At 70.8% G+C, this 12,678-nt stretch carries 13 protein-coding genes; all 13 read left to right on the plus strand.

Features of this window, described 5'->3' with window-relative positions:
• The first annotated feature begins 50 nt into the window (after nucleotides 1–50).
• A complete protein-coding gene (gene dacB, locus ACUKCB_RS24250; RefSeq protein WP_473037901.1) occupies nucleotides 51–1,406 on the plus strand; it encodes a D-alanyl-D-alanine carboxypeptidase/D-alanyl-D-alanine endopeptidase in 1,356 nt (451 codons plus the stop codon).
• Nucleotides 1,407–1,893: 487 nt separating this feature from the next.
• Nucleotides 1,894–2,973: a zinc-dependent metalloprotease gene (locus ACUKCB_RS24255; RefSeq protein WP_473041117.1), complete on the plus strand. Its 1,080-nt coding sequence runs from the start codon at nucleotides 1,894–1,896 to the stop codon at nucleotides 2,971–2,973.
• Nucleotides 2,970–3,947 carry a tRNA lysidine(34) synthetase TilS gene (gene tilS, locus ACUKCB_RS24260; RefSeq protein WP_473037902.1) on the plus strand — a complete coding sequence of 326 codons (978 nt, stop codon included), beginning with the start codon at nucleotides 2,970–2,972 and terminating at the stop codon, nucleotides 3,945–3,947. The genes ACUKCB_RS24255 and tilS overlap by 4 nt, the downstream gene beginning before the upstream one ends.
• A gap of 98 nt (nucleotides 3,948–4,045) precedes the next feature.
• Nucleotides 4,046–4,600 (plus strand): hypoxanthine phosphoribosyltransferase, encoded by a 555-nt coding sequence (gene hpt / locus ACUKCB_RS24265; protein WP_191267020.1) that lies wholly within the window; start codon nucleotides 4,046–4,048, stop codon nucleotides 4,598–4,600.
• A gap of 252 nt (nucleotides 4,601–4,852) precedes the next feature.
• A complete protein-coding gene (ftsH, locus tag ACUKCB_RS24270) occupies nucleotides 4,853–6,856 on the plus strand; it encodes an ATP-dependent zinc metalloprotease FtsH (RefSeq protein ID WP_473037903.1) in 2,004 nt (667 codons plus the stop codon).
• Nucleotides 6,853–7,446, plus strand: coding sequence for a GTP cyclohydrolase I FolE (gene folE, locus ACUKCB_RS24275; RefSeq protein ID WP_473037904.1), 594 nt, complete (start codon nucleotides 6,853–6,855; stop codon nucleotides 7,444–7,446). The genes ftsH and folE overlap by 4 nt, the downstream gene beginning before the upstream one ends.
• A 126-nt stretch (nucleotides 7,447–7,572) precedes the next feature.
• Nucleotides 7,573–8,475, plus strand: a complete 903-nt coding sequence (folP, locus tag ACUKCB_RS24280; protein ID WP_473037906.1) for a dihydropteroate synthase — start codon at nucleotides 7,573–7,575, stop codon at nucleotides 8,473–8,475.
• Complete coding sequence (locus ACUKCB_RS24285) at nucleotides 8,472–8,918, plus strand: nuclear transport factor 2 family protein (protein WP_473037907.1); 447 nt, start codon at nucleotides 8,472–8,474, stop codon at nucleotides 8,916–8,918. The genes folP and ACUKCB_RS24285 overlap by 4 nt, the downstream gene beginning before the upstream one ends.
• Complete coding sequence (gene folB / locus ACUKCB_RS24290; protein WP_473037908.1) at nucleotides 8,918–9,289, plus strand: dihydroneopterin aldolase; 372 nt, start codon at nucleotides 8,918–8,920, stop codon at nucleotides 9,287–9,289. The genes ACUKCB_RS24285 and folB overlap by 1 nt, the downstream gene beginning before the upstream one ends.
• Nucleotides 9,286–9,825, plus strand: coding sequence for a 2-amino-4-hydroxy-6-hydroxymethyldihydropteridine diphosphokinase (gene folK, locus ACUKCB_RS24295; protein ID WP_473041118.1), 540 nt, complete (start codon nucleotides 9,286–9,288; stop codon nucleotides 9,823–9,825). Before folB ends, folK begins: the two co-directional genes overlap by 4 nt.
• A complete protein-coding gene (locus ACUKCB_RS24300; RefSeq protein ID WP_473037909.1) occupies nucleotides 9,815–10,303 on the plus strand; it encodes a DUF3180 domain-containing protein in 489 nt (162 codons plus the stop codon). The genes folK and ACUKCB_RS24300 overlap by 11 nt, the downstream gene beginning before the upstream one ends.
• A gap of 296 nt (nucleotides 10,304–10,599) precedes the next feature.
• The gene (locus ACUKCB_RS24305; RefSeq protein ID WP_473041119.1) at nucleotides 10,600–11,046 is read left to right on the plus strand and encodes a PH domain-containing protein; all 447 of its coding nucleotides are present in this window, start codon (nucleotides 10,600–10,602) and stop codon (nucleotides 11,044–11,046) included.
• Nucleotides 11,047–12,525, plus strand: coding sequence for a PH domain-containing protein (locus tag ACUKCB_RS24310; RefSeq protein WP_473037910.1), 1,479 nt, complete (start codon nucleotides 11,047–11,049; stop codon nucleotides 12,523–12,525).
• Nucleotides 12,526–12,678 lie beyond the last annotated feature (153 nt).

Below are 12,678 nucleotides of genomic sequence, written 5' to 3' on the forward strand. Positions count from 1 at the left end.
ATGTCGCCGTATAACTACAACGTCAGGCCGCGACACCGAAGGAAGGGCAGGTGCCCCGGGTGCGACGGGTACGAGGCGAGGCGTTCCTCGCGCTGGCCCTGCTCAACATATTCGTGCTGATCACTGGGTTCGTCGCCCTGGACGTGATCGAGGCACGGCCGCTTCCGGCGGTGCCCAACCCCGTCACGCACGCCGACGGCGTGGCGGCGGTTGCACCCGCGGCCCCGACCCCGGCGGACCCGGATCGGATCGCGGACGTTCTTGATGATCCCATGTCGGCTTCCGGGCTCGGGGACGGCCTCTCCGGTTACGTGATTGACGGCGCAACCGGACAGACGCTCTTCGAACGGGACGCGGACGCCCCGGTGACCCCGGCGTCGACCACGAAGATCGCCACGGCCGTCACCGTCCTGGACGCCGTCGGCCCCGACCACGTGCTGCGGACCGAGGCCTACTTCGACCCGGCGCAGAACCGTGTGGTGCTACGCGGTGAGGGCGACGTGACGCTGACCGCGACCGCCGACTCCGCAGCTTACCCGCAGGTAGCCACCCTGGAGGAGCTCGCCGAGGACACCGCCTCCGCCCTCGCCGACCTGGGCCTGGACACCGTCGCCGTCGGGTACGACGACTCGCACTTCACCGGACCGGACACCGCGCCCGGCTGGAAACCCAACTACGTCACCGAAGGCAGCACCGCCACCATCCACGCGCTGATGATCGACAGCGGCCGGGTGGACCCGGACGTGTCCACCCGCTCCCCGAACCCGCCCCTCGCCGCCGCGGAGGCCTTCGCCGACCAACTGGAGAAGGCCGGACTGACCGTCGAGGGCGCCCCGACCGAGGAGGAGGCCGCCGGCGACCCGGTCGCAGCCGTCGACTCCATGCCGATGCACGCCCTGGTCGAGCACATGATGCTGGCCAGCGACAACAACATGGCCGAGTCCCTCGGCCGGGTCGCCGCACTCGAACTGGGGGAGGAGCCCGACGCCTCCGGGGCCGCGGCCGCCACCCACCGGACGATGGACTCCCTGGGCATCGACGGGATCAGCCTGTCCGACAACAGCGGCCTGAGCACCGAGAACCGCATCACACCCCGCGCCCTCGTCGAACTGGTCACCACGGCCGCCGAGCAGCCTCGGCTCAACGCGACCATCACGGGCCTGCCCACCGCCCACTCCACCGGAACCCTCGCCGGGCGCTACTCCGAGTACTCCAGCTCCAGCCCCGCAGCAGGGCTGGTCCGCGGCAAGACCGGAACCCTGAACGGAGTGAGCACCCTGGCCGGGACCATCCACGACCAGGAGGGCAACGTGTTCGTGTTCGCCCTGATGGCCAACAGCCCGGGCGCCTCAGGGCCCCAACTGGACACGCTGGCGGCCGCGCTCAGCCAGTGCGGGTGTTCTTGACTCTTTGGGCCTCCGCTGGCGCTTCGGCCCGTGTTCGTGCTTGCTTGGGGCCTCCGCTTCGTTTGTGCTTGCTTGGGTCCTCCGCTGGCGCTTCGGCCCGTGTTCGGGCGCCCAATAAGCCAGGGATTCTTCATCCTCGTCCACGCCTGGCTCGCCCACCCGTCGCCCGCCGCCACCCTCAACGGACGCCTACGGCGCTGTACCCGTCCCTGCTGGCGGCTTGACTCGTCTTGCAGAACCCTGGCGGCGCCCGAACGAAAGAACACCCCCTGGGGCGAAGGTGAGCGGGCAGGGACACCCCCTGTGGCCGATGTGAGTGGAAGGGTGTTTCTCCCGTGGCTGAGCCAGGAGGGTCCCTACGGCTGAGGTGAGCGGGTTTCGGGTCCGGGGCCTCGGCCGTTCTCGGGGTTAACCCCGGACCTGCCCTGAAATAGAGCCCTGATCCCCGTGCCGCCGGGCTTGGCGTGGGTAGGCTGGCCGTGTGACTGTGATCGACTGGGACGTAGCCGTCAACACCGGTGTCCGCCTCGTGCGCCCTGGGCCGCAGGTGGACCTGTCCGACGCGCGGCAGGCCGTGGTGCAGTTGCGCGAGCTCTCCACCGTGGCGGCCGGGCATGTGCGCGAATTCACCGGGATGAACCCCCTCGAACCCTCCGGGCCGGCGGTCGTCGTCGACCGCCCGGGCTGGATTCGAGCCAACGTCGACGGGTTTCGGGTGGTGCTCGAACCCGTGCTCCAACAGATGGGCGCCGACCGGCTGAACAACAGCCCGGCCGGGAACCTGACCAGCGCGGTCGGTTCGCGGATCACCGGGGTGCAGCTCGGGGCGGTCCTGTCCTACCTGGCCGGGCGGGTCCTCGGCCAGTACGAACTCTTCCTGCCGCCGGACCCGGACGGCAGTTCGCCGACCGGGCGCCTGACCCTGGTGGCCCCCAACATCGTCAACACCGAACGTGAGCTGGACGTCGACTCGCGTGACTTCCGCCTGTGGGTCTGCCTGCACGAGGAGACCCACCGGATGCAGTTCACGGCCACGCCGTGGCTGCGGGCGTACGTTCAGGAGCTCATGCAGGAACTCCTGCTCTCCACGGAGATGGACGCCTCGGACCTGATCGACCGCCTCCGGCAGGCGGGCGAGGCCGTGGCCGACGCGGTGCGGGGCGGCGAGGGCAACCTCATCACCGCCTTCCAGAGCCCCGAGCAGAAAGCGCTCATGGACCGGGTCACCGCGGTCATGAGCCTGGCCGAGGGGCACGGTGACTACGTGATGGATGCCGTCGGCCCAGAGGTCGTGCCCTCGGTCGAGACCATCCGGAAGCGCTTCCAGAAGCGGCGCCAGACCCTCAACCCCATCGACCGGATCATGCGCCAGCTCCTGGGCATGGACCTCAAGATGAAGCAGTACGAGGAGGGTGCCGCCTTCGTGCGGCAGGTCGTCGCCCAGGTGGGGATGGCCGAGTTCAACAAGGTGTGGACCTCGCCCGAGACGCTGCCCACGCTTGAGGAGATCCGCAACCCCTCGACGTGGATCGAGCGGATCGTGCGCCCCGCCGCCATCACCGAGTGAGCGGGCCGCCCCCCGCCGTGGCCGCCGTCCGCTCGGCGGTCCGGCGGGTGCTGTCCGACCTGCCCGACGGGACCACCGTCCTGGTGGCGTGCAGCGGCGGTGCCGACTCCCTGGCCCTGGCCGGTGCCGTGGCCTTCGAGGCCCCCCGGTCGGGGGTGGCCGCGGGGGCGGTCACCGTCGACCACGGCCTCCAGGAGGGTTCGGGCGAACGTGCCGAGGCCGTGGCGGACGTCCTGCGCAAACTCGGTCTGGACCCAGTCCGGACCGCCGCGGTGCGGGTCCGGGGCAGCGGCGGCCCCGAGGCCGCGGCACGGCGCGCTCGCTACGGGGCGCTCGGGGAGGCGGCCGACGCACACGCACCCGCGGTGGTCCTGCTCGGCCACACCCTCGACGATCAGGCGGAGACGGTCCTGCTCGGGCTGGCCCGGGGCTCGGGCGCCCGCTCCCTGGCCGGGATGGCCCCGCGCACCGGCCGCTACCTGCGCCCCCTGCTGGACCTGGACCGTGCCACGGTTCGTGCGGCCTGCTCCCTGATGGGGCTCAGCCCTTGGGAGGACCCGCACAACCACGACCCGAGCTTCGCCCGCTCCCGGGTGCGCCATGAGGCGCTGCCCGCACTGGAGAAGGCACTGGGCCCCGGGATCGCCGCCGCTCTGGCCAGGACCGCAGGCATGCTGCGCGCGGACGCCGAGACCCTGGACTCGCTCGCCGCGGACCTGCACGGGCGGGCCCTGGTGGGCGGGGAGGGTACGGATCTGGCCGTGGAGCCGCTGGAGCGCGCCGAACCCTCCCTGCGCTCCCGGGTGCTGCACCGTGCCGCGCTCCGGGCGGGCTGCCCGGCCAGCGCGTTGAACTCACGTCACGTACGTGAGTTGGATCGCCTGGTCACCGAGTGGCGGGGGCAGGCCCACATCGACCTGCCCGGCGGGATCCGGGGGCGCCGGGCCGCCGGCCGGATCCTCTTCGAACGCTGAACCGGAGCCGCCGGTCCAGGTGTCGGGCACCATGGCCTCGTTCGACACGTTTATCCTGGTTGCCGCAAACGGGGAAACCAGCAGCGAGGACAGTGAGCGTGGACGCTAAGGACATGGGTCAGGACCTGGAGAAGGTCCTGGTCACCGAGGAAGAGATCAAGGCGCGCCTGGCCGAGCTGGGAGCGCGGATCGACGCGGACTACGCGGGCAGGGACCTGCTGATCGTCGGGGTGCTCAAGGGCGCGGTCATGGTCATGGCCGACCTCGCACGGGCGCTGCACAGCCCCGTCGCCATGGACTGGATGGCCGTCTCCTCCTACGGGGCGGGAACCACCTCGTCGGGCGTGGTGCGCATCCTCAAGGACCTGGAGACCGACATCAAGGACCGCGACGTCCTGATCGTCGAGGACGTCATCGACTCCGGGCTGACCCTCTCCTGGCTGGTCGGCAACCTGAAGTCGCGCGGCCCGAAGTCCGTGGAGATCTGCACCATGGTCCGCAAACCGCTGGCCTTCGACGTCGACCTCGACGTCAAGTACATCGGCTTCGACCTGCCCAACGAGTTCATCATCGGCTACGGGCTCGACTACGCCGAGAAGTACCGCAACCTGCCGTTCATCGGCACGCTCGCCCCGCACGTCTACGAGGAGTAGCGTCACGGCCGCCGTGCGGGTCCCTGCGGCCCGTACGGCGTCGGCCGGGAACAACCGGACGGGTCGCAGTCGTTGCCCCCATGACGGCCCCGTGTCCGGCCTGAGCGGTGTGCCCGCTCCGCGCGGCGAGGTGTACCGTCGAATATCCCGGCGTCATCGCAGGGAGCACGTGTCCGATAGGTCCTGCTTCGGAAAGTCCTCTGGGGCGGGCGGCCTGGTCAGGAGGGACGGACCCGACAGGGTTCCGCTCACATGAATCTGAAGCGTTTTTTCCGCGGCCCGTGGATCTGGATCCTGGTCGTCGCCCTCATGCTCGTCATCGGCTTCCGCGTGTTCGACGTAGGGGCCGGTCCGGAGCCCGAGGAAACCGACATCTCGACCGTTTACCAGCTGATCGAGCAGGATCAGGTGGACAACGCCGAGATCATCGACCGGGACCAGCGCATCCAGCTGACCACGGTCGACGAGGACATCTACGAGGCATACTGGGTCGAGGGGCAGGGCCTGGAGCTCGCCACCATGCTCCAGGAGTCCAGCCAGAACCCCGACGGGAACCTGGACTCCTACGAGGTCTCGGTCGCCACCACCCCGATCTGGACGACGGCCCTGTTCAGCCTCCTGCCGCTGATCATCATCATCATCATCTTCTGGTTCATTTTCAGCCAGATGCAGGGCGGCGGCTCGCGGGTGATGCAGTTCGGCAAGTCCAAGGCCAAGCTCATCACCAAGGACACCCCGAAGAACACCTTCGACGACGTGGCCGGGGCGGACGAGGCCATCGAGGAACTCCACGAGATCAAGGAGTTCCTGCAGAGCCCGGAGAAGTTCCAGTCGATGGGGGCGAAGATCCCCAAGGGCGTCCTGCTGATGGGGCCGCCCGGAACCGGTAAGACCCTGCTGGCCCGCGCCGTCGCCGGCGAGGCCGAGGTCCCGTTCTACTCCATCTCCGGTTCGGACTTTGTCGAGATGTTCGTCGGTGTGGGCGCCTCCCGGGTCCGCGACCTGTTCGAGCAGGCCAAGGCGAACGCCCCGGCGATCATCTTCATCGACGAGATCGACGCCGTCGGCCGCCACCGCGGCGCCGGGATGGGCGGCGGCCACGACGAGCGCGAGCAGACCCTCAACCAGATGCTGGTCGAGATGGACGGCTTCGACGTCAAGGGCGGCGTCATCCTCATCGCCGCCACCAACCGCCCCGACATCCTCGACCCCGCGCTGCTGCGCCCCGGCCGATTCGACCGGCAGGTCGTCGTGGACCGTCCCGACCTGGACGGTCGCCGCGACATCCTCGAGGTGCACGCCAAGGGCAAGCCCATGGCCGACGACGTCGACTTCGCGGTGATCGCCCGCCAGACCGCCGGGATGACCGGTGCGGACCTGGCCAACGTCATCAACGAGGGCGCGCTGCTGTCCGCGCGTGCGGACAACAAGGTCATCACCCACGCCATCCTGGAGGAGGCCATCGAACGCGTGATGGCCGGCCCCGAACGCAAGTCGCGGGTGATGTCGGACCGGGAGAAGAAGGTCATCGCCTACCACGAGGGCGGGCACGCCCTCGTCGGCCACGCGCTGCCCAACGCGGACCCCGTGCACAAGATCACGATCCTGCCGCGCGGCCGGGCACTCGGCTACACCATGTCGGTGCCGACCGAGGACAAGTTCCTCACCTCGCGCTCGCAGATGATGGACCAGCTGGCCATGATGCTCGGCGGCCGCGCCTCCGAGGAGCTCGTCTTCCACGAGCCGACCACGGGCGCGGGCAACGACATCGACAAGGCCACCAACCTGGCCCGGAACATGGTCACCGAGTACGGCATGAGCGAGCGCCTGGGCGCCCGGAAGTTCGGTTCGGCCAACTCCGAGCCGTTCCTGGGCCGGGAGATGTCCCACGCACGCGAGTACTCCGAGGAGATCGCCTCCATCATCGACGAGGAGGTGCGCCGCCTCATCGAGTCCGCGCACGACGAGGCCTACGAGGTCCTCGTCGAGTACCGGGACGTGCTCGACGAGCTGGTCGTGCAGCTGCTGGAGAAGGAGACGCTCACCAAGACCCAGGTGCTGGAGATCTTCGCGCCGGTCCGCAAGCGCCCCTCCCGCGGGTCGTACACCGGATACGGCAAGCGCCAGCCCTCCGAACGGCCCCCGGTCCGCTCCAAGAAGGAGCTGGCCATGCTCAACAGCGCCGAGGTCCAGGGCTCCGCCAGTAACGGTCAACTCCCGGGGAAGCCCGCCAGCACCGAAGGAGACCAGGCGTGAGCGAGGACCTGCCCGCCAGACCCGTGGACCGCGAGCGCATCGCCCGCGCCGTCCGGGAGATCCTCATCGCCATCGGGGAGGACCCCGACCGCGACGGACTGACCAAGACCCCCGAGCGGGTCGCCCGCGCCTACGAGGAGCAGTTCGCCGGACTCGGCCAGAAGCCCGGTGACGTCCTCACCACGGTCTTCGAGGCCGACCACGAGGAAATGGTCCTGGTCAAGGACATCGAGCTGTACTCGACCTGCGAACACCACCTCGTGCCGTTCTACGGGGTCGCGCACGTGGGCTACATCCCGGGGGCGCACGGTCGCATCACCGGGCTGAGCAAGCTCGCCCGCCTGGTCGACGTCTACGCCCGCCGCCCGCAGGTGCAGGAGCGTCTTACCGGGCAGGTCTCCGACGCGATCATGGAGCACCTCGACCCGCGCGGCGTGATCGTGGTCATCGAGGCCGAACACCTGTGCATGACCATGCGCGGGGTGCGCAAGCCCGGGGCCAAGACGGTCACCTCCGCGGTGCGGGGCAGCTTCCGCAGCAGCGACCGCACCCGGGCCGAGGCCATGAGCCTCATCCTCGGCAGGAGCTGAACCGACCGCCGCCGGACCCGTCGGCCCGGGTGTGTCAGCCGGACACGCCCGGGTCCCCGCGACACCGGACGAGGGGCCGGGGGCCGTGTGCCCCCGGCCCCTCGGCGTGCGCGTAGGGTGATGCGCATGGCGCCGAAACACACACTTCCGGGGCTGCCCGACCGAGGGCGGTGCCTGGTCATGGGGGTCGTCAACGTCACCCCCGACTCCTTCTCCGACGGAGGGTCCTGGTTCGACCCCGAGCGCGCGATCGAACACGGCCTGCGCCTCGTCGAGGAGGGCGCGGACATCGTCGACGTGGGCGGTGAGTCCACCCGCCCCGGCGCGCAGCGGGTCGAGGCCGCCGAGGAACTGCGCCGGGTCGAACCTGTCGTGCGCGAACTCGCCTCGCGCGGGATCGCGGTCAGTGTCGACACCATGCGCGCCGAAGTCGCCGCGCGGGCGGTCGACGCCGGCGCGGTACTGGTCAACGATGTCAGTGGTGGGCTGGCCGACCCGGAGATGGCCCGGCTCGTCGCTTCTTCCGGTGTCGCCTACGTGTTGATGCACTGGCGCGGGCATAGTCATGACATGCAGAGCCGTGCCGTGTACACGGATGTTGTCCAGGAGGTCCTCGATGAGCTCCGCGACCGTATGGAGGCCATGATCAGTGCAGGTGTCGACCCCGGGCAGATCGTTCTGGACCCGGGGCTGGGATTCTCCAAGCGTCCCGAACAGGCGCACAACTGGGCGCTGCTCCAGCATCTCGACCGGTTCCACGAACTGGGTCGGCCCGTCCTGGTGGCGGGTTCGCGCAAACGCTTCCTCAGCCGCCTGCTCGGCGACGCCGAGGGCCGGGACCGGCCCTTCGTCGAGTGCGACGCGGCCACCGCGGCCGTGACCGCGCTGTCCGCGCACCGCGGCGCCTGGGCGGTACGGGTACACGACGTCCGGCCCAACGCCGACGCGGTACGGGTGGCGTCCGCCTGGGCCGACGGCGGCGCCGGCCTCGACCAGGGCCGTGACCAGAGCATCGGGAGTGGCCTGTGAAGCCGCGCCAGGAAGTCATGGAGCGCGTCGGCGAGGCCAACGCGCAGTTCTACAGTGCGATCGAGAACGGTGACATCGACCTGATGCGCACCGTCTGGGCCGAGGAACACGAGGCCCCCGACCTGGTGTGCGTCAACCCCGGGTGGCCGTTGCTGCGCGGCCGCACCGAGATCATGCGCGCCTGGTCGCTGATCATGGCCAACGTCACCTACATCCAGTACGTGCTCACCGAGACCCACATCGGGGTCGGCGGCGACATCGCCATGGTGACCTGTGAGGAGAACGTGCTGACCGCCGAGGACGGCAGCCCCGGGTTCGTGGCCGGCGGCCAGGTGGTGACCACCAACCTGTTCGTCGACACCGACCAGGGGTGGCGGCTGTGGTCGCACCACGCCTCCCCGGTGCTGATGGAGGAGGACGAGGAGACGGAGGCGGAGGGCTGATGCGGGACCGCATCGAGCTCCGGGGCCTGCGCGCCCGGGGCCACCACGGGGTGTTCGACTTCGAGCGCCGCGAGGGCCAGGACTTCGTGGTCGACGCCGTGCTGTACCTGGACACCGGGCCCGCCGCGGCCAGCGACGACGTCGGCGACACCGTGCACTACGGCCTGCTCGCCGACCGCCTGGTCCGGGTGGTGTCGGGTGAGCCCGTCAACCTGATCGAGACCCTGGCCGAGCGCCTGGCCGCCGAGTGCACGGCCGAGCCCCTGGTCGAGGGGGTGGAACTGACGGTGCACAAGCCGTCGGCCCCCATCGAACACGAGTTCTCGGACGTGTCCGTCACCGTGACCAGGGGGAGGCGGGGCCAGTGGTGACGCGCGCGGTGCTCTCCCTGGGATCCAACCTCGGAGACCGGATGGCGACCCTGCAGGGCGCCGTGGACCTGCTCTCGGCCGGACCGGGCGTCACGCCGGCGGCGGTCTCACCCGTCTACGAGACCGCTCCGGTGGGCGGGCCCGAACAGGGCGCCTTCCTCAACGCGGTCCTGGTCGTCGACACCGAGGGTCACCCGAAGGAACTGTTGGATCTGGCCCAGGCCGCGGAACGCGCCTTCGAACGGGTCCGCGAGGTCCGGTGGGGACCGCGAACCCTGGACGTGGACGTGATCGCCTTCGGTGACCTGACCGACGAGGACCCGGTCCTGACCCTGCCGCACCCGCGCGCCCACCTGCGCGCGTTCGTGCTGCGCCCCTGGCTGGACACGGACCCCGCGGCGGTCCTGCCCGGCCGGGCCCCGGTCGCCGCGCTGCTGGCCGGGGTCGAGGCAGCGGACACCGGCGGTGAACAGGAACTGGTGCGCCGGGACGACCTGCGACTGCGGCTGCCCGGGGAGGCGGACGGTGTCCGATGACGGCAGGGGCACGCTCACCCCCACCGGGTGGCGTGTCCCGTCCCTGCTGGCGGCCCTCGGAGCCCTGGCCGGGCTGCTGGTCGCCAACTCCGTGACGGGTCTGCCGCTCCTGCCGTGGTCGGCGATCCCCACGCTGCTGCTGCTGGCCTTCGCGGAGGCCTTCACGGCCGGACGCACCGCGCGCCGGATCCGCCGGGCGCCGGGAACGGAACCGATGGAACCGCTCAGCGCGGCCCGGCTGCTGGCCCTGGCCAAGGCGAGCGCGCTGTTCGCCGCACTGGCGGCGGGGTTCTTCGTGGGGATGGCGCTGTCCGTGTCCGGCCGACTGGAGCTGGCCAGCCACCGCGAGGTGTTCCTGACCGCGCTGGGTACGGCGGCCTCCGCGGCTCTGCTGCTGGCCGCGGCCCTGTACCTGGAGAACGCCTGCCGGGTGCCCGAGGACGACGGTGACGACGATGACACGCCCGGAGCAACGTAGGGAGCGCCTGCCCGGGGCGGTTTGACCCCCCTCTTTTCGCGGTGATCTTGCTACCAGGGGCAACTTCGGCGCCGAAGTTGCCCCTGGTAGCAAGATCACCGTGGTTTGGGCCGTTACTGCCGTGCGGCCCTTTCCCGGCTCCGGCCGAGCCGTTCCGGACGGGGCTTGCCCGCTGATGGTTGACTGAGGTCGTGGACACCAGTGAACCGACACCACCGCCCGCGACGGGAGCCTCCCGGCCGCCCCGCGCCGTGGACACGGCCTTCGCCGCGCCCGAGGGCACGTCCTGGCTGCGGATACCCAAGGCGCTGGCCTGGTACCGCCGCCTGGTGACCGGAGCGGTCTGCCTGGCCGTCGGCGCCGGGGGCGCGCTGTTGCTCCTGCTGTGGGACCTCCCGCTCCTGGCGGGGGTCTGGGCGGGGTCGGCGCTGGCGGCCGCCGTCGTCCTGTGGTTCCTGGCCGGCGGCTTCCAGCGCTCCTGGGGGTACGCCGAGGCGCCCGCCGAGCTGTACCTCACCTACGGGGTGCTGGTCCGCCAGCTCGTGGTCGTCCCCTACGGCCGGATGCAGGTCGTGGACGTCACCGCCGACCTGCTCGAACAGGCGCTGGGGATCGCGACGGTGCGGGTTCGCACCGCCGCGAGCACCGCGGACACACGGGTGGTGGGCCTCCCGCTCGCCGATGCCGTCCAGTTGCGCGACCGGCTCGCGGCGCGCAGCGAGAGCTTCTCAACGGGGTTGTAAGTGCACGGACAGCCGCAGCAGCCCGGGCCGCCACCGCCGCCCGGCTGGAGCCCCGCGTTCCTGCCGCCGCAGCAGGTCCAGGGCGCGCCGCCCCCTCCGCCGCCGCCCCGGCCGCGGTCGGAGGACGACGTCACCACCGGGGTCTTCCGCGCGCACTGGCTGATCATCCCGTTCCAGGTCCTCGCGGTCACCCTGGTGTTCGTCGCGCTGATCGGGCCGATCCTGACCCAGTTCGGTTTCGCCTGGGTCCTGGTGCTGGCCGTGGCCGTGGTGTTCGGCTCCCTCGCCTACGCCCTGCCCGCCTGGTGGTACGGCTCCTTCGGGTTGCGCGAGGACCATCTGGTCGTGCACAGCGGGCTGATCAGGCGCAGTTCCAGGGAGATCCCGCTGAGCCGGCTCCAGGCGGTGGACGTGGTCCAGCCCCTGCTGATGCAGGTGTTCGGGCTGGCGGAACTGCGGATCGAACTGGCCGGCGGCGACGGAAGCGCCATCCGGCTGCGCTGCCTGCGCCGGAAGCTGGCGGAGAGGCTGAGAGCGGCGGTGCTCGCGCACGCGGCCGGGTTGTCCGGACGGTCGCCCGAGGCGCCGGAGTGGCCCTTCTACCGGCTCCCCTTCCTGCTGCTGCTCGGCGCGCTGACCTTCCGGGTGCCGGTGCTGTTGTCGTTCGTCCTGCTGCTCCTGCTGCTCACGGCGTTCGCGGTCTTCCTGGAACCCGGGGCCCTGGGCGGTGCCATCCCGCTGGTCCTGGGGCTCCTGCGCTACTACTGGGGCCCGCTGGCCCGCTACACCGACTTCTACGCCTCGCTGTCCTCGGACGGTCTGCGGCTGCGCTACGGGATGTTCCAGCGCCGTATGCAGACCGTTCCGCCGGGACGGGTGCAGGCCGTGCGGGTGGTCGAGCCCCTGCTGTGGCGTGCCCTGGGCGTGGCCCGGGTGGAGGCGACGGTCGCCGGGTACGCGGGGGCCCGCCAGGGCGACTCGGCGGATCTGCTCCCGGTCGCGCCGCGCGGGAGGGCGTTCTCTCTGGTGAACGAGGTCTTCCCGGACAGTGACGCGGCGGTGGTGCCGCTGGTGGTCAACCGCGACCTGCTGGCGAACGCGGCGGGGGTGGACGAGCGGCTGTTCGTGAGCGTGCGCGGCCTGTTCTGTCGGGTGACGGAGATCGTCCCGGTGGAGAGGATGCAGACGCTGAGGCTGTCCTCGGGGCCGCTCGCGCAGCTGAGGGGAAGGGCCACCATCGATGTGGACACGCCCCCGGGGCCGGTCGCCGCCCGTGCCTGGGACCGGGAGGCGGGCGAGGCGCGTCGGTTCCTGGACGCCCTGGTGGAGCGTGCGAGGCGCGCACGGGTGCCCTCCGCCGGCACGGAACGGTGGGCCACCCGGTCGACCATGCACGGGGAGCCCGCCTCGGGGCGGGACGGGGGAGAGGGACCGGAAAGCCCGAGGATCGGTGTTCCGAAAGACACCCCCGGGACTTGAGTGTGTCGTGTGTCACATCGCGGGGCTGAAGGGGTTCCGGTTGGGGGTTTCATGTCCGACATGTCTTCCCACTCATGGTGATACTTCCAGGTCAGGGCCGCGAAACGCTTTCGTGTTTCGGCCACGGCGGGCGACCGAGTGTGGCTAAATAGT

This window comes from Nocardiopsis moroccensis (assembly GCF_055763695.1).

Bases quoted from the DNA above. Each gene is read 5' to 3' on its own strand.
- folB (WP_473037908.1), top strand. From the start codon at position 8,918: ATGCGGGACCGCATCGAGCTCCGGGGCCTGCGCGCCCGGGGCCACCAC.
- ftsH (WP_473037903.1), top strand. From the start codon at position 4,853: ATGAATCTGAAGCGTTTTTTCCGCGGCCCGTGGATCTGGATCCTGGTC.
- folP (WP_473037906.1), top strand. From the start codon at position 7,573: ATGGCGCCGAAACACACACTTCCGGGGCTGCCCGACCGAGGGCGGTGC.